Origin of the sequence: Dysosmobacter acutus (assembly GCF_018919205.1) — a bacterium.
Lineage (GTDB): Bacteria > Bacillota > Clostridia > Oscillospirales > Oscillospiraceae > Oscillibacter > Oscillibacter acutus.
This window is the reverse complement of the sequence record NZ_JAHLQN010000001.1, coordinates 1,591,097-1,614,001: the sequence shown is the minus strand read 5'-3', so window position 1 is coordinate 1,614,001 and position 22,905 is coordinate 1,591,097. Positions and strand designations below refer to the sequence as shown.

Sequence of the window (22,905 nt, the reverse complement as noted above, 5' to 3'; positions counted from 1 at the left end):
CCCGCCTTTTCCTCTGCCGACTCCCCTCAACCCACAGTAAAGGAGCTGTTTGCACAGTACAAACAAACCGTGGGCGACGCCCTGATGAAAGATGCGACGTTTGGAAACGCCTGCCGCAATTCAGACCGGGAGAACGCATTCTTGGAGGGGGCGGAGGCGATCCGGCGCATCGTCAGCGAAAGCGGCGATCTGCGGCTTGCCAAGCTCTATTACGATATGCCCGCATTCCATACCAGGCTGCATCAGGAACTTTTGGGCGAGACCTATCCCAAGCTGGCTGGCGGGGACTCGACGGATCGCAGCGGGGACTACGCGCTGCTGGACCGCCTGCGCGCCGACTGCGACTACTTCCTCGGCGCTGGGGGGCGGAGTGAAAAGCACCTGTGGGCAGGCAATGTCCACGCACAGATCAAAAAAATGCGGGAGCTGTATGACGCCCTCCCGGAAAAACCGGAATGGCTGACCGCAGAAGCCATTGACCGATATGCCGCGCAGATGGCCGCACCCTATCAGGTCGCAGCCTATCACCATTTTGAAAACGGCTTTGACGATAAGCTGGACTATCAAACGCTGGAAGAAGCGGAGGCCGCGGCGCAGGGCTATGTTGCCGGTACGATGGAGGAAGACGGTTTTGCCTATGACGGCGCTGCCGTGTATGACGCCGAAACACGCCAGTGCCTCCGTGTCTACGGTGATTACCCGGACGAAAAAGCACAGGAGCAGGCTGCGTCCTTTGCACAGGAACATGATGCCGTGCGGCAAAATACCGCAGAGCTGCCCGCCTTTTTGGATATGCACCTCATTGAAGCGAATCTGTTGGATGACGGCGGGCGCAAGCACAAGCGACAGGAGATTTTTGAGTATTTTCAGAGCCACAAGAGCCTTGCGGAGCGGACAGAATTTCTCAAAAACAGCTACAACGATATATGGGTGGAAGTCGTGACTGACGGTGTTCGGACAGGCTACCATGCTGAGAAAGACGGACTTTTGATGTGGGAGAGCAGCTACCTCTCCCGCACCTCGGAGTCCGTTTTTTCATGGTCGGTCATCACCGAAATGACCGAGGGCCTGATCGAGCGCGGCGAGTACAAGATCAAGCTGGGCCTGCAAAACGCCCCAATCGTCGCGGAGCAGCTTGCCCTATTCGACATGGGCGGCGACGCCCCGGTGTACGAGGCTCCAGCAGACGCGCCCTCTGGCATTCTGGCCCCGGCCCGCACGGTGCCGCAGGAGGTCATCGACCAGGCGCTTTACACAGCCGGAAACGAACCCGGCAGCGCCGAACGCATTGCGATGTTCTATATGCGGGAGCATTCTGAACAGGAAAATATAGCGTTTCTGCGTCGGGAGTTTGGCACAGAAAATGGGCGCGGCATCGAGTACGAAGGCCGCAAATATGCCGTTTGGTTTCTGGAGGACGGCATCCACCTCGCCCAAGGCGACAGCGTCCGCACCGGATACAGCAAAACCGTGGTCTCATGGGGACTGGCGGCGGGCCGCATTTTGGGGCTGCTACGGGCCGGGATCTATCTCTCCGCCGCCGAACTGACACAGGCCCCTGACAAGGTGCTGCACGAAGCAATGGACGCCCTCCTGATGACAGCCCGTGACCTGACCAAGGAAGGCCGGGACATGGGGCTGCTCCCGCAGACTTTGGCCATCCACGACCAGCACAAGGGCTACCCGGAACTGGACGAGGACATGGTCGCGTTCGCAAAGACGGATGGTGGCCTACAAATGCTGGCGCAGGAATACCACGCTTTTCTCGACGCTTATTATGATGATCCATCCATTCTGCGTTACCGTCTTTCAGCGTATAACACCCACCGCATCGGCATCATCCTCAACGACCTGCCATACGAGGAACGACACTTTGATGCTCAGCCCAGCTTCCTGCGGCAATGCAAAATGTTCATCACACAAGACGAGATCGACCATTATTTTTTGCGGGAGGGCGTCGAAAGTCGGCTGGCGATCTATTCCAACTTCTGCTATCCCCACACGCCGGAGGAACGTCAGAAGTTCATCAAGGGCAGCTTTGGCGAGTACAGCGGCGGAGCCCGCGCCGGGTATGGATACACCAAGACTTACAAGGGGCTGGACTACGAACGGGACTACAATTCCAAGAAATATGATACCGTCCATCTGACGATCCCCAATGTGGTCAAGGAGTATGAGCGCCTGATCGCGCAGAAACGATTCCCCGGCGAGGATGCCATCGCAAAGATCCCAGAGTATGAGCGGAGACAGGTGGCGCGGGCCATTTACTCCAGTCTGTACAATGCACCGGACAATGTGCCGCGTCCCTATTACATGGGCATGGATTATTATCAGGCGGTACCGCTGATTGAAGAAGAATTGCAGGATAAGTCCACTGCAATGTGGCTCATGGACGCATTGAATGCCCGGTTGGGTGAAATGCAAAAAGATGACCGCCACTATGAATTTGTCCATGAAACTCATTTTCAACTTTATGCCTATGTAAACGGTGAGTTCAGCCTGTTCAATCACCGGCATGATGCTCCTCAGCAGGAACGCAGCTTTGTGGAGCAGGTCGCAGAGGATGCAGCACGGCTTGCCGCAGAGCAGCCGCCCGCCTATGAGCGGTTCAGCGTGATCGAAACGGACGACGGCTACGCCGTCTGGGACGATATTCGGGACGAAATTTATGTTGACAGCGAGGGCGTCCGTGAGACCTTCCCCAGCGAGTGGCAGGCTGAGGATTATCTGGAGCAGGTCAGAAAGGCGGTCAGCGAAAAGGAAGCGGCGGAATGGCTCTATGTGGAGCAGTCCAGGAACACCGCAGCGAAGCCGGAGCAGCCGCAGTCCGAACCTGTTTCAACTGCCGATCCCGTTGTCGTTGGCACACGCCTGACCATAGATGGACGGCAGTTTGAAGTGGACAGCGTAGACGATCATACGCAAAATGTATCGCTGCGGGATGTGACCTTTGAAGGCGGGACGGGATTTCCCATCTTCCGAAAGGAATCCATCGACTATGTCCGCGCTCACATGGAGCAGCCGGACACGGTGCGGGAAACCACAGCACCGCAGACGGACGAGCCGCCTGCGGCGCTCACCCCGCCGAAAAAGAAAAAGCAAAATGCGCTTGCCTATCCGCTGGACGCGGATGGCCGGAACTATCGCATCATCGATGACCATATCGGAGAGGGCGCACCGCTGGAGCGTTTTCAGCGCAATCTGGACGCGATCCGTACTCTGAAAACCGTGGAGACCGAAAACCGCACCGCCACAGCGGAGGAACAGACGGTGCTGGCACAGTATGTGGGCTGGGGCGGTCTTGCCGATTTCTTTGACGAAAAGAACCCACGATACAGCGAGCTGAAAGATCTGCTGACGGACACCGAGTATGCCGCAGCCCGCGAATCCACGCTCACGGCGTTCTTTACGCCGCCTGTGGTCATCCGCGGCATCTATGCCGCCCTGGGGCAGATGGGCTTCACGCAGGGCAACATTCTGGAGCCAGCCTGCGGTATCGGCAATTTTCTCGGTATGCTGCCGGAAAGCATGAGCGGCAGCAAGCTCTATGGCGTGGAGCTGGACGATCTCTCCGGACGCATCGCCCGCCAGCTTTATCAGAAAAGCAGTATCGCGGTGCAGGGCTATGAGAAAACTGCCTTCCCGGATAACTTTTTTGATGTTGCCATTGGCAATGTCCCCTTCGGCCAGTTCCATGTGCCGGACAAGCGCTATGACCGGCTGAATTTCCCCATCCATGAGTATTTCGTGGCCAAAATGTTGGATCAGGTCAGACCAGGAGGCGTCATCGCTGTTGTGACCTCCAGCTACACCATGGACAAGCGCACCGCCAGCGCGCGAAAATACATCGCGCAGCGCTCGGAGCTGCTGGGGGCGATCCGCCTGCCCAACAATGCGTTCAAGGCCGCGGCAGGAACCGAGGTCGTTTCAGACATTCTGTTCCTTCAAAAGCGGGAACGAATGGTGGATATAGAACCCGAATGGGTACACCTTGCCACCAACGAGGACGGCATCCAGATGAACAGCTACTTCATCGACCACCCCGACATGGTGCTGGGCGAGATGAAGATGGTGTCCGGGCCGTTCGGCCCCACGCCTACCTGTGAGCCGTACCCGGAGCAGCCGTTGGAAGCACTGCTGGCGGAGGCCGTTCAAAATATCCACGGCGAGATCACCGCTTATGACCGGGAGGAGGAATTGGAGGGCGAGGATCATTCCGTTGAGGCCGACCCCGCTGTCCGTAATTTTTCCTATACACTGGTAGCGGGCCAGATCTATTACCGTGAAAACAGCCGCATGAACCCGGTGGAGGTATCCAAGACGGCAGAGAGTAGAATCCGCGGCATGATCGAGCTGCGGGACTGTGTGCGGACGCTGTTGGAATACCAGACCGAGGACTATCCCGATGAAGAAATCAAGGCGCAGCAGGCCAAGCTGAATACCCTCTACGACGCCTTTACCCGGAAATACGGCCTCATCAATTCCCGCGGCAACGCCATCGCCTTCGATCAGGACAGCTCCTATTTTCTGCTGTGCTCGCTGGAAATTCTGGACGAGGATCGGAACCTGAAACGCAAGGCGGACCTGTTCACCAAGCGCACCATCCGCAGCCACAAGCCCGCTGAAAAGGTAGACACGGCGGTGGAGGCGCTGGCGCTGTCCATTGGTGAAAAGGCGCACGTGGATATGGACTATATGGGCAGGCTCACCGGCAAGGACGAAGAAACGCTGTTTGCCGAGCTGACCGGCGTGGTGTTCCTGAACCCTGCTTACACCGGCGAAAACGATGGGCATGAGAAATACCTGCCCGCAGATGAATACCTCTCCGGCAATGTGCGTCAGAAATGGGCGGTTGCCCAAGGCAAGGCGGAACAGGACCCGCAGTATCAGATCAACGCTGAGGCATTGGCGCAGGTGCAGCCCACCGACCTCACCGCCAGCGAGATCTCCGTCCGGCTGGGCGCTACATGGCTGGACACCGAATATGTCCGCCGGTTCATCTTTGAAACGCTGGGGACACCCCGCAGCGCGCAATGGGGCATGGAGGTCCACTATTCTAAAATCACCGGTGAATGGCGTATCGAAGGTAAAAGCAAGGATCGCGGCAACGTGAAGGCCATCAGTACCTACGGCACTAAGCGCATCAACGCCTATGAAATCATCGAGGACACTTTGAACCTGAAAGATGTCCGCATTTTTGATTATGTGTACGATGCAGATGGCAGGAAAAACGCTGTTCTCAACAAGAAAGAAACCGCCATCGCCCAGAGCAAGCAGGAACTCATTAAAGACGCTTTTGCTGAGTGGATCTGGAAAGACCCTGACCGGCGCGAGGCCATCTGCAAAACCTACAATATCCTGTTCAACAGCAACCGCCCCCGTGAGTATGATGGCAGTCACATCAATTTCAGCGGTATGAACCCGGAGATCACGCTCCGCAAGCACCAGGTCAACGCCATCGCCCACATCCTTTACGGTGGAAATACGCTGCTGGCACACGTTGTCGGCGCGGGAAAAACCTTTGAAATGGTCGCAGCGGCGATGGAATCAAAACGGCTGGGCCTGTGCCAGAAGTCCCTCTTTGTGGTGCCCAACCACCTGACAGAGCAGTGGGCCACTGAGTTTTTGCAGCTCTATCCGGCAGCGAACATTCTTGTCGCTACCCGCAAAGATTTTGAATCCAAAAACCGCAAGAAATTCTGTGGTAGGATCGCCACCGGCGACTATGACGCCGTTATTATCGGGCATTCGCAGTTCGAGAAGATCCCCATGAGTGTAGAGCGCCAGCGGGCCATTCTGGAGCAGCAGATCGACGAAATTATGATGGGCATTTCCGAAGCCAAGCGAGAAAAAGCGGAGAATTTCACGATCAAGCAGATGGAGAAAACCAAGAAGGGGCTGCAAGCCAAGATCGACAAGCTGAATGACCAGAGCCGCAAGGACGATGTGGTCACCTTTGAGGAATTGGGTGTTGACCGCATCTTCATTGATGAGAGCCATTATTTCAAAAATCTCTTTCTCTACACGAAAATGCGGAATGTGGGCGGTATTGCCCAGACCGAGGCGCAGAAAAGCTCAGACCTCTTTATGAAGTGCCGCTACCTCGACGAGATTACCGGAGGGCGCGGCATTGTCTTTGCCACCGGCACCCCCATTTCCAACAGCATGGTGGAGCTTTACACCATCCAGCGTTACTTGCAGATGTCGGCGTTGGAGGAGCAGGGCTTACAGCACTTTGACGCATGGGCGGCGAACTATGGGGAAACCGTCACCGCAATCGAGCTGTCCCCGGAAGGCACCGGCTACCGGGCCAAGACGCGCTTCGCCAAGTTTTATAACCTGCCGGAGCTGATGAGCGCATTCAAAAATGTGGCGGACATCCAGACGGCGGATATGCTCAAGCTGCCCGTGCCGGAGGCGCATTATCACAACATCGCCCTGAAACCGTCTGAGTATCAGAAAGAGATCGTGGCATCGCTGGCGGAGCGCGCTGAGAAAGTCCGCAACCGCGAGGTGGACAGCAGCGTGGACAATATGCTGCTTATCACCAATGATGGCCGCAAGCTGGCGCTGGATCAGCGGCTGGTCAACCCCATGCTTCCCAGCGATCCCAACAGCAAAGCCGCCAAGTGCGCGGAGAATGTGTTTGAGATCTGGCGGCGCACCACAGACCAACGCTCCACCCAAATGATCTTTTGCGACCTCTCCACCCCAAAGGATGACGGCATCTTCAGCGTTTATGATGACATTCGGGCGAAGCTGCTGGAATTGGGTATTCCTGAAAATGAGATTGCCTTCATCCACAACGCTAAAAGCGAGGTGCAGAAGAAAGACCTGTTTGGCAAGGTGCGGAGCGGTCAGGTGCGTATCCTGCTGGGCAGCACCCAGCGCATGGGCGCTGGCACCAACTGCCAGCAAAAGCTCATCGCTTTGCACCATCTGGATTGTCCGTGGCGTCCGTCCGACCTTCAGCAGCGGGAGGGGCGCATCATCCGGCAGGGCAACGAAAACCCGGAGGTAGACATTTACAGCTATGTCACCGAGGGCACCTTCGACGCCTACCTTTACCAGCTTGTGGAGAGCAAGCAGAAATTTATCAGCCAAATCATGACCAGCAAATCGCCTGTCCGCTCCGCCGAAGATGTAGACGAACAGGCGCTTTCTTATGCCGAGATCAAGGCGCTGGCCAGCGGCAACCCCATGATTAAAGAAAAAATGGACTTGGACATTGAGGTGTCCAAGCTGAAGCTGCTGAAAGCCAACCATCTTTCTCAGAAATACGCGCTGGAGGACGCCATCAGCAAGGGTTTTCCGAAGCAAATCGCGGAAACGCAGGCACGGATCGCCGGGTATGGCGCGGATATTGCCGCCGTCAAGGAGAATACCCATCCCAATGGGGACGGCTTCTCTCCGCTTACACTGGCGGGCGTCACCCATGCCGACAAGAAGGAGGCGGGCGCGGCGCTGCTGACCCTATGCCAGAATATGCTCTCCCCGGAGGCGACACAGGTCGGCAGTTATCGCGGCCTGACGCTGGAGCTGGCGTTCGATACCTTCGCGCGGGAATACCACCTAACCATGATCGGGCAGCTCCGCCATACCGTTACGCTGGGAACCGATGTGTTCGGCAATTTACAGCGCATGGACAATGCACTGGAGGGACTGCCCATCAAGGAGCAGGCTTGCCGGGAGCAGCTTTCCAATCTGCAAACGCAGTTGGAAACCGCAAAGGCAGAGGTACAAAAGCCGTTTCCCCGCGAGACGGAGCTGAACACCAAAACGGCACGGCTGGAGGAATTGAACACCCTGCTGAATTTAGACCACAAGGAGCCGGAGATCGTAGACGCCGAGCCGGACGAGGACCAAAGGCCGCCGGAGCGCCGCAGACCGCAACTGGAGCGGTAAAACCAATAGAAATTGGAGGAAATTATGGGTTATCAGGAAAGCTGGTTCTATATCGAGCCGCAGCACAAATTCAAGAAATTGATCCAGGCATACGAAAAGGCGGAGCAGTCCGGCTACTATGAGGTAGCCGGTGCGGAACCACATTCCGTTATTGTTTTGAAGCAGCCCTTTGGCGATATTCCTGCCGGGAAGAAGCTGCTTTGGGTGTGCGGTGACCGCGGCTTTCACTGTGCCGCTGGGGTATTCGGCGGAGAGCTGAAATGCTCCGGCAGGCTCCGCGTCATTCCGGTGGAGGAGGTACTGGACGGCACCGATGATCCCCGCATGGAGGGGCTGGACTTTGACAGTCCGGCTCCAAGCGAAAACGCCTATATGAAACGATACAGCGTCGCCAATTACGCCCACCGGATGCGGGCGGGGCTGGCGAGATAATTTTTGAAATGGAGGATCGTTTACAATGAAACGGTTAGAAAGAAAGCAGGAAAAAGAACGGTTAGAACGCCAGATACATCAGCAGATGCTAAAAGAGCAGGAAAGCCTCATGAAAGAATTACGCACGATGCTGCCCGAAGCAGCAGAGTCCTTTTCTTCGGAACGTATCGTTTGCCTTTGTCATGTTGTTGACCTGTGGGCCTGCATTGTGGCCCTGTTTGAAGCACCAACTCCGCTTTCCATTAGCAAGCTGAGACGGCTGGCAGCCTCGGATATGCCATTGATATTATTGAGCAGCGAGATCATGGAAAAAGAGAGCGATTTCCGTATTATTGAGTTATAAGGAGAACATCATGCCTACAAAAGACGAATTGGAAACCAAATTATACGAAAAAATGTCGCAGGAAAACGAGGCGTTTCTTGCAGAGATGAAAACGCAGTCGCCTGATGAGATCATTTCTCACGCCTACGAGATCGCTTGCCGTGATAATCTGCTGATGCTTTTTGAGGATGAAACAAGCCTCTCCGAACGGCAGCTTGCGGTGCTGACTGAGTTTGAGCATCCCCTGTCACAGCTTTATACGGACTGGCTCTCCCGCGATACGGATGAGATGGATGCCTTTCGTGACAGCATTGCGTGCTGTGCGGATGATATTCTGCGGAAAAGAGTCGAAGAAGAATATCGAGATCCCGCACAGCCCATATATCCTAATACCCGTTCTGAGGCCGTGGTTCGCGGAGAGGTCTTTGAGTGGATGGCCAGCAGGGATCGGACGCTGACCTGTGCGGGAGCCTTTGAGAAGGACGCAACCAACGCCTACAACGATGGAAAGCTGTCTGCTTTTTTGAAGGAGTGGACAAACACCTACGGCAAGGGCCGCTGTATGTTCGTACTGGCCTGCACCATGCGGCAGCGCACGGGAGATGAGCGATTCTACCCACCGGCGCGTCAGGCCGCAGGCCGCTTTGCGGCGCTCCAAAAGCAGATGGGCGGGCACACAGACGTTTACGCGGTGGACAATCACTCCTGCGTGATCAATGCGGCAATGGAAGAACTGGCTAAGCCGGAGCGCAGCGTGGAGCGAAAGGCGGTGAAAAAGGACGCGCCGGAGAGGTAAAATCGTTTTTGAAATAAGGCAAAGGAACAAATGACTTTATTTCAAAAAGTGATTGTCTTTTTGAAATAAAGCAGGTATAGTAGAGAGTATATTTCAACTTCTTTCAAAAGGAGGCGCATGAACAGATGAACCGGGCAGGTAAATTTGTCAATAATATGCCGGGAGATACTTCATATCAGTCATTTTGTCCTAATCCACTTCCACCAGTTCCGGGACTTGAATTCGATGAGGATTTGCTTCAAATTCTGGTCAAGGCAAGCCGCAGTTTGAAGCAGTTGGATGTTTCTGCCCAATTGATTCCAAACGCCGAGCTGTTTATATCTATGTATGTCCGCAAAGAGGCGCTCATGTCCTCGCAGATGGAAGGAACACAATGTACCTTGGACGACATCCTTGACCCTGAGCTTGATACCAACGCAAACTTGGATACAGCAGATGTCGTGAACTATGTAAAGGCAGCTCAATATGCCCTTACAAGGCTTCATGAACTTCCTATTTGTAACCGTCTTTTCCGTGAAGCTCATGCTATTTTGTTGGAAGGCGTCCGTGGGCAGGAAAAGAACCCCGGAGAATTTCGACGCTCACAGAACTGGATTGGCCCTGCCGGTTGCGGCTTGAAGGATGCGCGATATATTCCGCCAAATCCGGAAGATATGGTGACTGCTATGTCGGATCTGGAAAAGTATATCAACGAAAATCAGGACTATGATCCTCTGGTACGGGCTGCCTTGATCCACTATCAATTTGAAACGATTCACCCGTTTTTGGATGGCAATGGACGAATCGGCAGATTGCTGATTTTGCTTTATCTGATGGAACAGGGATTACTGAAGGAACCAGTTATCTATGTGTCCTACTTTCTGAAAAAGAATCAGGTGGAATACTATGACCGAATCAGCGAGGTACGCAGAAGCGGGAACTACGAGCAATGGGTAAAATTCTTCTTGGAGGCAGTAGATTCCGCAGCCTCAGATGCCGTGGAATCTATAGAAAAGCTCTCAAAACTGCATGAAAAGAATATCGCTTTGTTGCCAAAGCCAAAGCGGAAAAAGGATAATCTGCGTATGCTGTTCGATTACCTTGAAAAGCATCCTATCATTGATATTAAGCACACATCAGAGACTCTTAAAATCAGCTATAACACGACTTCTACCGCGGTAAAGACGCTTGTGGAGTTGGGTATCCTGCGTGAAACGACAAATGCAGCACGAAATCGTGTGTTTTCTTATGAAGCATATCTTGAAATACTCAGAAATGGAACTTAATAAGTCTAAAGCGCAGGCAGAAATGCTTGCGCTTTTTTCATGTCTCCAGAAGATGAACACTGTGCCCTATCTATCAAAAGACCAGATCGCCGCCGCCCGCGAGATGGACCTGCTGACCTACCTGCACCGCTTTGATCCGGAGGAGCTGGTGCATATCGGCGGAGATACCTATGCCACCCGCACACATGATTCACTGAAAATCTCCAACGGAAAATGGTGCTGGTGGTCGCGGAACATCGGCGGCACGAATGCGCTGGACTATTTGACCCGCGTGGAGGGACTTTCCTTTCTGGATGCCGTTCAGCGCATCCTTGGAGAATTGCCCCGTGTGCCGCCCACGCCAATGCGTACTGCACCGCTTCTGAAAACTGAATTTACCCTGCCACCCAAACACGCCGACACCCGGCGTGTTTTTGCATATCTGCGGAGCCGGGGCGTTGACGCGGAGATCATCAACCACTGCATCAAGCACGGGCAGCTTTACGAGGATGCCGAGCGTCACAACTGCGTATTCGTGGGTTATGAACATGGAAAGCCTGCCTATGGTGCGCTGCGCGGAACTCTTTCGGATACCACCTTTGCCGGTGAAGTCCCCGGCAGTGATAAGCGGTTTTCCTTTGCCGTTCCCCTCCGCGCCGGTGGCAAAACCCTCTGCGTGTTTGAATCCGCCATCGACGCCCTTTCGTACCTAACGCTACTGAAGCTGCGGGGGCAGGATTGGCGCGCCGCCAATACGCTGTCCCTCTCCGGCATCTATCAGCCGCGGAAGGATGGCTCGATCCGATTCCCCGCGGCACTGGAGCAATACCTAAAGGACAATCCTGGCGTGAAACGGATCGTGCTGTGCCTGGACAACGATGAACCGGGGCGGGCGGCGTCGGCAGCAATTAAGCAAGCGTTAGCTGGCTACGAAGTCATCGACAACCCACCACGGCGCGGAAAGGACTACAACGACCAGCTCCAGATGGTGAAAGGAATCAGCGGCAGGGTAAAGACCCGTGGCGGTGAGGCGCGCTGATTTTGTTTTTCGGCTGGTTTAGGACTGCAAGCGGCCTGCGGCTGCTTTGCAGTCGCAAGCATAGCATTTGGCTATCCAAATGCGCTTGTTAGGGGAGCAAGCCCCCTAAGACCCCACCCTATTTCAAGGAGGAATCTGTTATCAGAAAACGATCTATCTCTATTCTTCTCCGATTGAACGAAACGGAACACCGGCACCTAAAGGAGCAGGTGGCAATTTCCGGTTTCCCTACGGAGGTCTATCTTCGGGCATTGATCGCCGGTGAAAAAATGCGGCCAAGGCCACCCAACGAATACGCTGAAATTCGCCGCCAGCTTGCCGCCATCGGCAACAACATCAATCAGATCGCCCGCACAGTCAACGCCCGCGGCTTTGCCAGCGGTGAGGACATCGCCGCGATCACGGCGGCGCAGGAAACGATCTGGAACATCGCGGAACGGCTGTGACATGGCATACACCAAGGTATTCGCCATCCGCGCAAGGCTGGACGACCGCGTAAAGTATGCCGTCAATGGGGAAAAGACCGAGCTGGACGAGCGGATCGTCTACACCGCTGACCCGGAGAAAACCGATACCGTGCGCTTTGTGACCACGCTGAACTGCCGGTCTGCCGAAACCGCCTTTGCTGCCATGCAGAAAACGAAAAAGAAATACAAAAAGACGGGCGGCGTTCTCGGCTACCACTTCATCCAATCCTTTGCTCCTGGCGAGGTGACGCCGGAGCAGGCCCATGAGATCGGGTGCGAGTTTGCGCGGCGATTATTCGGCGAGGATTTTGAAGCCGTCATCGGGACCCATTTGGACAAGGCCCATCCCCATAATCACATCGTGGTCAATTCTGTCTCCCGCACGGACGGCCACAAGTATCATTCCAGTCCGGAAAGCTATTACAACGATGTGCGCGGCACTTCGGACGCGCTATGCCGGGAGAATGATTTAACCGTCATCACCCCGCAGGGCAAGGGCAAGCATTACGCTGAGTGGAAGGCGGAGCAGGGCGGCAAGTCCACCGTGCGCGGCGTCATCCGCGCCGATATTGATGCCATCATCCGGCAAGCCTATACCTACGATTCCTTTCTCATGCTTCTGCGGAAAAACGGCTATGAGGTGCGGCGCGGCCCCAATCGGAAATACACAACGGTCAAGCCCCCCGGCGCAAAGCGGGCGATCCGCCTGGACAGTTTGGGCGAGGGCTACACCGAAGCGGATATTCTGCTGCGGCTCTCCCGCCAGCGGCACGGCGGCATGACCCCGCCGACCGTCACCCATGCCGTCAAGCGTTACCGAATAAAGGGTAAGCTGTCCACCGTCCGAAAAAAGAAAATTACCGGCTTTCACGCCCTCTATCTCCGCTATCTCTACCTGCTGCGTGGGGGCAGACGGAAAAAGCTACCGCCCAAGCTGCCCTTCTCCGTCAAGCGGGAGGTCATTCATCTGGAGCGGTATGAGCAGCAATTCAAATACCTTTTATCAAGCGGGATCACTACCGAAACGGAGCTGGAGCAACGTATCCGTTTGCTGGAGTGGGACATCCGCTTGCTGGAGGAACAGAGAAAACCACTTTATCAGGAAAGGAGGAATACCAGTGATGAAGAAGCACAAGCCAAGTACAGCGCGGAGATCCAACAGCAGACTGCCATCCTGTGGGAAAAGCGCGGGGAGCTGCGGCTGTGCCACAGGATACAATCGGACATTCCGAGGGTATCCCAGCAGTGCCAGCAGGCGCAGGCTGAACGGCAGGAAAATCTAAAGAACAAGGAGGAACACGAGCATGAGTACCAACGGTGAAACCGCTGACCTGATGGTGCGTGAGGGTATCCAGATCACCGAGAGTGCCCTCAAGCTGGCAGGGCTGGGGGCGAAAAACCTTGCCGCCCTTCTGATTGCCCTTGCCAACGACAATCAGAAGCTCGCCGGTAAAACCAACCTCAAGCGCCTGATCCACGACGGCGAGGAGCTGACGATCTTTTCCGTCAAGCAGGAGGACTTGAAGGGCTTTCAGATGGAAGCCAAACGCTATGGCGTCCTGTTTTACCCCATCGTTAATAAGGTGGAAAAGACCGGGACGGTAGAAATTATGGCAAAAGCCAAGGACGCCAAACAAATCAACCGCATTTTTGAACGCATGGGCTATCCCGCCCCGGTGAAGGAGGATACTGCCGCAAAAAAAGAGAACGCCCGCGCTCCGTCCGAGAGCAGCTCCAAGGAGCGCGGGACTGGTGCGAGAGCGTCTACGGAACCGGCTACGGAGAAGGCTGACGCCCGCCCCTCCGTCCGCAGCCGTCTGATGGCGCTGCAAGCCGCGGCAGAACGGGATGGCACAGCTCCCACCAAGGACACCGTGCGGGAAGCCATTCAAAAGGCTATGCCTACGCGGGAATAAATTGATTTTGAGAAGGAGAAACGAACATGGCAAAGTTAGACGATTTGATCCAGCAGAAGCAGCAGAGGGACGAGGACTGGAAGGCAAAGAAAACAGCGGAGCGCGAGGAATTGGGACAGCTATCCGACGATGCGGTCATGCATGTCACCAGTGAACCCGGCGCATATCTGCATTATCTGGACACGCAGGCCATCAACCCGCGATACAGCGCATCCAATGTGATGCTGGCGATGGCGCAGAACCCGGAGATCACCTACATCAACAGTCTGGAGGTGTGGAACCGGCTGGGGCGCAGTGTTAACCGCGACGAGAACGGCATGAAGATCCGCGTGTCGGATACCTATGTGAAGGACGGGCGGGAGTATCACGGCTATAAGATCGGGCGCGTGTTCGATATTTCCCAGACCCACGGCAAGGCCGGTGTTCCGGCGCTGAGCCTGAAAGACAATACGCCGGAAATGGACGCCGCCCTGCGCCGACTGCTGGACAGCTCCCCCGTTCCCGTGGTCACCAGCAGCACCATGTATCAGGACGCCGTTTATGATCCTAAAACGCAGAGCATTACGGTATCCAGCCGCCTGATCGACAGCAAGATCTTCGCGGCGCTCTCCCGCGAGATCGTCCACGCCGGCATCCATGACCACGGGCGCTATCCCTACTATACCCGCGAGGACTGCGCCATGGACGCCGAGAGCGTCAGCTATATGCTCTGCCGCAATTTCGGCGTGGAGACCCCGCAGCCCGATGTGAGCCGCGTGGGGCAGGTATTCGACGGCATGGAGGTGCAGGATCGGCGCGGCGTGGTAGACAGCCTGCAAAAGTATTTCCGCAAGCTGCAAAATGATATTCAGCGTGAGATCTCTCCGCAGGAGCGCAAGCAGCCGGAGCAGAATCGGCCCGTTCGTTAAGAAAGAGAGGTATAATGTGAAAAAGAAACTTGCATTTGCTCTCTGCACGGCGCTGATGCTGTGCAGCATGAGCATCGCGGCGCTGGCCGCAGAGCCAATGACAGAAGCTGATACGGTATCTACGATGATCTCTGCCGCAGATACGCTCCCCGGCATTTCCGCCTATCCCGCCGAGGTCAGAGCCAGCGAGGAAAACGGTGTGTACCGATTAGAAAAGGTCTACTACCTGACCGCAAAGGACGATCCCACCACGATCCCCACCGCTGACTTTGAGCGTGAGGGCCGCACCTATACGCTCCTTGATTTGCTGAAAAACGACCAGACAGAAACGGACACGCGGGAGCATATCGAGGTGGTCACGCTGGAGAGCAAGACCAAGGATATGGCGGAAATCCTGAAAATGCTGGAGCCGAAGCTGGAGGTCAAGACCGAGGACGGCTATGAGGGCGTCCTGTCCCTTGACCATACTACCATTCAGGTGGAGGCAGCGGGCTACGGGACCAGCAGCCGCACGGTGACGGCGGAGCGCACCTATCCCAACCTCTCTGACGCGGATGTGTCCCTTGTCCCCAAGTCTGTGAACGAAAATGGCCGCACCCTGACTCTTGCCGATGTGAGCTGGCAGGAGGCGGCGGTCGATCCCACGGACGGCTATGACATTCCCATTCGCTATACCGCTGTGGCAAGCTACACCGGCACCGCCACCAGCAAATACGCCACCGGCTACACCGTCACGGCAGACTATAAAGGTGACATCACCCGCACAAGCTGTGATACAGTGGTCTACACCGCAGTCTTTTCCAGCGTCGGTAATGAAGCAGCAACGGACAGCAGTAGCTTTAACTGGCTGTGGCTGCTGATCCCCGTGGGAGCGGCGGCACTGGGCGGCTGCGGCTATGCCGGTTATAAGGGCTATCGCCACTACATCAATAAGAAAAGAGGGTACGCCGCATGAAAAAATATCTGACCACTCTGCTGGCCGCCTGCTGTATGCTGGCGGCTTTTTCCATGCCTGCATCGGCATTGGAGTATCACTTTGACGGTCCGGACGCAGGGCTGTTCGGACGCCCCACCTCGGACGATACCATTTATGTCACGATGGATAAGCCTTCGAATACCGACCGCAGCAAAAACGCCGCCTATATCCCGCCTGCCTTCGGCTCTCCCACCTCCTACACCCTGAACGCTGGGGAACTGCTGACGCCAAACCTTGTGAGCGGTTCGGCCACGGGAGCGGTCAGCGGCACAGGCGGTGTGACCGTCCTGCCGCCCTCCACCTCCGGCAGTACCAGCGGGAACACTGGTTCCTACACGCAGACCAAGTACACAACAGTCACGAAAGACCTCTATTACAGCGGCGGCTACCTCGGTACACTGAAAATCCCTACCCTCGGCCTGTCCGTCAAGGTGTATCAGGGGACGGATGCGGACGCGCTTCGCAAGGGCGCGGGCCATTTTGCCAGCACCTCCATCTGGGAAGGCAATGTGGCGATTGCGGGCCATAATCGGGGCGTCAACAATCACTTTGGCAAAATTCACACCCTTGACATTGGCGACACCATCAAGCTGACCACCCAGCTCGGCACACGCAGCTATGAGGTGTACTCTGTCAGTAAGATCGGCGTGGACGATACCAGCGTCCTAAACGACAGCACAGAGAATATCATCACCCTTGTTACCTGCGTGAAGAATCAGCCGGATTACCGCTGGTGCGTGCAGGCAAAGGCCAGTTGATTTTTTGACAACAAAAATGAGCCGCGTTATGCTGTATCTATCAAAACATAGGAGGTACAGACAATGAAGCGAGGAAGTTTTGCAGCCGGTTTTCTTACCTGCCTGCTGTTGGCTGGAGTCACTACCACGGCCTTTGCTGCCGGGATCATGGCGGAGCGCAGCAATCACCGCATTTTTGTAGACGGGCAGGAGGTCCAGATGGAAGCCTATGTCATCAACGGCAACAACTATGTGAAGCTGCGGGACATTGGCGAACAGGTCTGTTTCAATGTTTATTGGGACAGCGACAACGGCTGTGTGCAGGTGGAAAGCGGAAAGCCCTACACCGGAACCGCACCCCAGCAGACTGCCGCAGCCCCCACAGACGGTTCTCGGTATGTTCCCAAGGTGGGTGATGTGATCCGCTGCGACGATGGTACGGACTACACTATTAAAGATGTATCCCGCTGGGATAAAAACGCTTTTTCCAGCGCACCGCTGGGAGAACTGCCTGCCGCCACCTGTGACTGGAGCAAACTGCCCCAGCCGGAAATGCCGCAGGCAGAAGCGCGCCACTTTACCAGCGGCGGGCAGGACTACCTGTTCCAGCGCAATCTCTACGAAACGCGCCGGATGCTCTATACCTTGTATAATGCCATCGGGGAAAACCCCGAAACATGGCAGAACGGCCAGCCGGTGAAATTCCCCAGCGGGAATGATAAGGTGAAGATCAACCTGACCATTCCCGCAGATGTCACACCGCAGAGCTTTTGGCCGTGGCGCTCGGAGCAGATCACAGAGCTATTCAATTCCTGCCCTCCGGGGACTTACTCTCTGGAGGCATGGAATGTCTACAAAAACGGCGTGTTTCAATACACTGAGTACAGCATCTATGTGAGCTGACAACTTCATATCTCAACGCGCGGGCGGTATGCGAAAGCATACCGCCTTCTCTATTTCCCAAAATCAATAAAAGGAGAAAATGCACATGAAAAAACGATTGGTTTCCATGCTCCTTGCGCTGGTAATGGTGCTGGGGATGCTCCCCGTCACGGCCCTTGCCGCCAGCAGCGAGGAGGACGCCCTGGGCGAAGTCAATATTTACAACGGAGAGCAGAGACTCTCCTACCTCTCCATCAACGGGCGAATCCGTGAGCTGATCTACACCTATTTCAACCATGTGGATGCCAACGGCAGGACGAAAGAAATTCCTGCCTACTGCGTCAATCCGAATATTTACGGCGTCCCGCAGACGGTAGGCCCCGGCGAGAGCATTAAATACATCGCCAAGGAAAAGGGCAGCGATCCGAAGGTCATGGGTATCATCGCCAGCGGATACCCTACCCGCGGCCTTTCGGAGCTGAAGCTGGAGAACAAGTACCACGCCTACTATGCGACCAAGATGGCGCTGTGGTGCTACCTGCTCCCCAACTGGAATATCAACAACCTGAAGGTCAATCCCAATCTCACCGGAAAAGAGCTTCAGCGGGCGCAGGCCATTCTCGCCGCAGCCAAGGACATCTATGTGCGTGGCACGGCGTGGAACAAGATCTACTCGCCCCGCGTCACTGCAACGGCTGACCGGGACACCGCCTATGCCGTCACGGTGGACGGGCAGCAGTACAAGCAGCAGGTGTTCACCGTCCATTCCGACACATGGGTATGTAATTACGCCATCCGCGTGGCGTTCTCTGATCCCGCCTCCGTCCCCGCAGGAGCGCGTATTGTGGACATGAACAACAAGGATATTACCACCATCACCACCTCCGGCACCGGGGATGGCTATGGCGGTAAATTCAAGGTGCTGTACCCTGCCGCTGCGGTGGTGGGCAAGACCGGCAGCGTCCAGCTATCTTTTACCACCGATGTTTATAAGTATGCTGTGTTTTACGCTGTGTGCGCAGAGCAGAACAAGTACGGTAAGCTGCAAAATTATATGTGCGACACCGATCCTACCGTCACCATGCGCCTGTCCGCATACAGCAATTTCAGCGATGGGGAAAAGCCCGAAGCGCCTGACACCGGCCTGAAGCTCATCAAGCTGGAAAAGGGTACGGATACTCCTCTCAGCGGCGCTATTTTTGAGGTGGTCGATCCTGATGGAGCCACCGTCGGCACCTTCGCCACCGGCTCGGACGGCACCGTGACCATCCCCCTGACGCTGGCGGGCAACTACACCGTGTATGAGCGTGTAGCGCCTTTGGATCACCTACTCAGTGATACGCCCGCACAGAATATCAAGGTTGAGTATGGCAAGGTGGCGGAGCTGACCTGCTGGAACGAGCCTTACGGAACGCTTCGCATCGAGAAGCTGTCCGACACCGGGGCGCACCTGCCCGGTGCCATGGTGCAGATCAAGCACATCGAGAGCGGCGTGACCTACACCGCCGAAACCAATTTTGCGGGCTATGCCATCTTTGACAACATCAAGCCCGGTGCTTACGAGATCAAGGAGATCACCGCGCCCTCCGGCTGGCTGAAGGACGATGCCACCTATACGGCTTCCGTAGCCACCGGCGAAACCACGACCTTTTCTCTCGTGAACAAGGAGCTGCCCGGTCTGCGGATCATCAAGTATGACCGCAAGAACATGGTGGCGATGGCCAATGTCACCTTTGAAATTTTCCGAGACAGCGTTTCTCTCGGCAAATTCCGCACGGACGAGTTTGGCGAGATCCTCCTGACCGATGCTGCTCCCGGCACCTACCGCGCCGTGGAGGTGGACACCGGCAGCGATGGCCACATCCTCGACACCACGCCGCAGGAGGTGGAGCTGTCTGCCGGCGACGGCATCAAGGAACTGCTGTTCTTCAATGATGTGAAGCCCGGTATGCGGCTTATCAAAGTGGACAGCACCGACCCCAGCAAGGTCATTCCCAACGCAGTTTTTGAAATTAAGTCCGTGGCTGGTGATTACGGCCCCAAGGAATTTACCACCGACCAGAACGGCGAAATTGACCTTTCCAAGCTGCCCACCGGCGCGTATGTGGTGACGGAAAAATCCTGTGAGGGCTATATCATCGACCAGGCCCAGCGCATCATTCAGTTGGACCCCAACGAGGACGCACAGTTTGTTTTCACCAACACCATCAAGCCCTCGTTGCAGATCATTAAGACCAGCTCGGACGGGAGCCGCCTGAAAAATGTTCATTTCCGTATTGCCAAGATCGAGGACGGGACGCATTATCTCGACCGCACCACCAATGAACAGGGCGAAATTCTGATTGCTGATTTGGAACCCGGCGTGTACTCCGTCAAGGAAACCGCCACGGATTCCTCGCATATCCTCGACCTGCGGGAGTATCACATGGAACTGTTCGCAGGCCGAACCAGCACCCTGACCATTGAAAACCAGAAGCGTCCCAACCTGACTGTCTACAAGCACGATGCCGACACCGGTGAGCCCATCGCAGATACCGTGTTTGAAGTCCGCGCCGCAGACGGCCACAGCGTCGATCAGATCAAGACAGACGGCGAGGGCAAGGCAGAGCTGAAAAATCTGCTGCCCGGTGTGTATGAAATCACAGAAAAATCTGTGCCGTCCCCCTATCTGCTGGATGCGCCCTCTCAGCTTGCCACCCTCTACCCTAACCGCGACCACACCGTGTATTTTGAAAACCATCAGAAGCCCGCACTGACCGTTAAAAAGGTGGACAGTGTGACCGGCGATCCCTTGCAGGGTGCGAAATTCCATGTTACTTATGCCAGCAATAGCACATCTTCCGGCGAGATCAACGACCTCGGCACTTACTATACCGATGAAACCGGCCAGTTCCAGTTGACCGGTCTGCGGGACGGCTGGTACAAGGTAACGGAGCAGGAGCCGCCCACGGGGTACGCCATCAAGGAGGCCACGCAGGAGGTCTATATCAAGTCCGGCACCGGCAAAGTGCTGACCTTTGAAAATGTTCCCCTTTCCGCGCTGGTGGTGTGGAAGTATGATTCTGTCACCGGCGAAGCGGTGAGCAACGCTGTATTCCAAGTGAAGTACCTCGGCGGCACCAGCGGGACGGGCGGTACGGTCATCGGCACCTACAAGACTTCCGCCAATGGCAGCTTCACCGTGACGGGGCTGAAGGAAGGCACTTATATCGTCGAAGAGCTTGCCAGTGACAGCAATCATGTGATCGACACCGCACCGCAGACGGCGTACATCAGCGGCAAGCAGCAGGATGTGGTGCAGCTCTATTTCGGCAATTCTCCCAAGGGCAGCCTGCTCGTCAAGAAGATCGACAGCGCGACACACGCGCCGCTCTCCGATGTGGAGTTCTTGGTGACGACTGCGGACGGAACGGTGGTGGGCGACGCCAACGGCAAATATGTGACGGATAGCGCGGGCAGCTTCACGATCAGCAATATCAACCCCGGCACGACGCTGGTGGTGAAAGAGACCCGCGCCAAGAACGGCTATGTGCTGGATGACACACCGCAGACGGCCACCATCAAGGCGGGCCAGACCGTGACGCTGGAGTTCCGCAACGCGCCGAAAGGCTCGCTCATCATTGTAAAGAAGGACGCTGTGACCGGCAAGGCACTGAAAGGCGTGACTTTTACCGTTACCACTTCCTCCGGCCAGTTTGTCGCGGACGCTGAGGGACAGATCAGCTCCAACGGACTCTATTACACCGACGAGAACGGAAAAATCATTCTCTCTGGGCTGGCTCCCGATACCTATGTGGTGACGGAAACCGCAACGATCCCCGGCTATGTGCTGGACAGCACCCCGCAGACCGTGGTGGTCAATGCCAACGACACGCAGACGCTTACCTTTACCAACGAACCCATTGGCGGCCTTATCGTTATCAAGAGCGATGAGGACAGCGGCAAGCGCATCTCCGGCGTTCAGTTTGAGGTGCGTAAGATGAACGGAGAAGTCATCGGCAGCTACACCACAGATCGTAACGGCGTCATTCAGCTTCCTGAACTGGAGCGCGGCTGGTACACCGTGACGGAGCTGAAGGCTGCGTCTGGCTACCTGCTGGATACCACGCCCCATCGCATTGAGGCCAAGGACGGCCAGACGGCCACGCTGGAGATCACCAACCACAAATCCTCCCGCATTTTGCTCCACAAAGTGGACAAAGCCACCGGCAAGGGCATCTATGGTGCGGTGTTCCTGCTGTACGACAGCAGTCACAACCCCATCGGGGAGTATGTGACCGATCAGGACGGCTATCTCTATGCCGATGAAGGGCTGGAGGATGGCCGCTACTATCTGCGTGAGATCAAGGCGGCAGACGGCTATGTGCTTGACCCGGAGCTGAAAACCATCTATGTCCGCTACGGCTCCACCACGGAGATTGAGTGGACGAATAGCGCAGAGTGCGGCCAGATCCAGATCATTAAGAAATCCGCAGACGATAACGCCACCAACGGCCTGAGCGCCGGGACGCTGCTGGAGGGCGCAGTGTTTGAGATCTACGACAAGGCGGGCAATGTGGTGGACACCATCAAGTCCGACCGCAACGGACGTGCTGTTTCCAAGACGCTGCCCCTGTCCCGCTATACCGTCCGTGAGATCAAAGCGCCTGCCAATTACTCCATTAACCCCACGGTGATGACCGCCTATCTGGAATTCAACGGACAGATCGTCACCTTTGAAGTGCAGAATACCAGCGTTTCCACCGGCGTATCCATCAAGAAAACCGGCCCCGTGCAGGCTGTTCCCGGTCAGCCGATTCGCTACGTGTTCTCACAGATCAAGAACAGCTCCAACGTCGCCCTCGACTCCTTCTATTGGCGCGACCAGCTTCCCGCGCAGGTGGCGCTGAATAAGATCGTCACAGGCAGCTACAACCAGCCGCTTTCCTACAAGGTGGTCTATAAGACCAACCTGTCCCACGATTATCGCACTCTGGCGGATAATCTGAGTACCAGCAAGGTCTATGTGCTGGATGCCCGCCCTGCCGTTCTTGGCCTTGCCGCCAACGAGCGTGTTACCGAAGTCATGTTTGTGTTTGGAAATGTAAAGGCGGGCTTCGCGCAGGTGGAAACGCCGTACATCTACGCCACCGCCCGCAGCGGTCTTGCCAACAACTCCGGCATTGTGAATGTGGCGGATGTGGGCGGTCTTTACAATGGGCAGTGGATTCAGGCAGTATCCCGCTGGCTCACCACTGTTTACACCAAAACAACGGTGAAGCTGCCCAAGACGGGGTACTAA

General features: G+C 55.8%; 14 protein-coding genes. All 14 read left to right on the top strand.

Features of this window, described 5'->3' with window-relative positions; all coding sequences use genetic code 11:
• Window positions 1-84 precede the first annotated feature (84 nt).
• The 14 genes from KQI82_RS07775 to KQI82_RS07710 all read left to right on the top strand — a co-directional run bounded on the left by KQI82_RS07775 (window position 85) and on the right by KQI82_RS07710 (window position 22,905).
• Window positions 85-7,905 (top strand): LPD11 domain-containing protein, encoded by a 7,821-nt coding sequence (locus KQI82_RS07775; RefSeq protein ID WP_216632249.1) that lies wholly within the window; start codon window positions 85-87, stop codon window positions 7,903-7,905.
• Window positions 7,906-7,929: 24 nt separating this feature from the next.
• On the top strand, window positions 7,930-8,337 hold the full coding sequence (locus KQI82_RS07770; protein ID WP_216632248.1) for a hypothetical protein: 408 nt from the start codon (window positions 7,930-7,932) through the stop codon (window positions 8,335-8,337).
• A 25-nt stretch (window positions 8,338-8,362) separates the two neighbouring features.
• Window positions 8,363-8,680, top strand: a complete 318-nt coding sequence (locus KQI82_RS07765; RefSeq protein ID WP_154250983.1) for a hypothetical protein — start codon at window positions 8,363-8,365, stop codon at window positions 8,678-8,680.
• Between the two features lie 10 nt (window positions 8,681-8,690).
• Window positions 8,691-9,455, top strand: coding sequence for a DUF3848 domain-containing protein (locus KQI82_RS07760; protein WP_277602909.1), 765 nt, complete (start codon window positions 8,691-8,693; stop codon window positions 9,453-9,455).
• A 125-nt stretch (window positions 9,456-9,580) separates the two neighbouring features.
• Window positions 9,581-10,720, top strand: coding sequence for a Fic family protein (locus tag KQI82_RS07755; protein ID WP_216632246.1), 1,140 nt, complete (start codon window positions 9,581-9,583; stop codon window positions 10,718-10,720).
• Window positions 10,721-10,772: 52 nt separating this feature from the next.
• Window positions 10,773-11,738, top strand: a complete 966-nt coding sequence (locus tag KQI82_RS07750; protein ID WP_241426660.1) for a DUF3991 and TOPRIM domain-containing protein — start codon at window positions 10,773-10,775, stop codon at window positions 11,736-11,738.
• A gap of 140 nt (window positions 11,739-11,878) precedes the next feature.
• Window positions 11,879-12,184, top strand: coding sequence for a plasmid mobilization protein (locus KQI82_RS07745; protein WP_420908122.1), 306 nt, complete (start codon window positions 11,879-11,881; stop codon window positions 12,182-12,184).
• Window position 12,185: 1 nt separating this feature from the next.
• Window positions 12,186-13,526 carry a relaxase/mobilization nuclease domain-containing protein gene (locus KQI82_RS07740; RefSeq protein WP_216632244.1) on the top strand — a complete coding sequence of 447 codons (1,341 nt, stop codon included), beginning with the start codon at window positions 12,186-12,188 and terminating at the stop codon, window positions 13,524-13,526.
• Window positions 13,510-14,121: a PcfB family protein gene (locus tag KQI82_RS07735; protein WP_216632243.1), complete on the top strand. Its 612-nt coding sequence runs from the start codon at window positions 13,510-13,512 to the stop codon at window positions 14,119-14,121. Before KQI82_RS07740 ends, KQI82_RS07735 begins: the two co-directional genes overlap by 17 nt.
• A 26-nt stretch (window positions 14,122-14,147) precedes the next feature.
• Complete coding sequence (locus KQI82_RS07730; protein WP_216632242.1) at window positions 14,148-15,029, top strand: hypothetical protein; 882 nt, start codon at window positions 14,148-14,150, stop codon at window positions 15,027-15,029.
• Between the two features lie 16 nt (window positions 15,030-15,045).
• Window positions 15,046-15,984, top strand: coding sequence for a hypothetical protein (locus KQI82_RS07725; protein ID WP_216632241.1), 939 nt, complete (start codon window positions 15,046-15,048; stop codon window positions 15,982-15,984).
• On the top strand, window positions 15,981-16,763 hold the full coding sequence (locus tag KQI82_RS07720; protein ID WP_216632240.1) for a class D sortase: 783 nt from the start codon (window positions 15,981-15,983) through the stop codon (window positions 16,761-16,763). Before KQI82_RS07725 ends, KQI82_RS07720 begins: the two co-directional genes overlap by 4 nt.
• Window positions 16,764-16,826: 63 nt before the next feature.
• The gene (locus KQI82_RS07715; protein ID WP_216632239.1) at window positions 16,827-17,645 is read left to right on the top strand and encodes a copper amine oxidase N-terminal domain-containing protein; all 819 of its coding nucleotides are present in this window, start codon (window positions 16,827-16,829) and stop codon (window positions 17,643-17,645) included.
• A gap of 85 nt (window positions 17,646-17,730) precedes the next feature.
• A complete protein-coding gene (locus KQI82_RS07710) occupies window positions 17,731-22,905 on the top strand; it encodes a SpaA isopeptide-forming pilin-related protein (RefSeq protein ID WP_216632238.1) in 5,175 nt (1,724 codons plus the stop codon).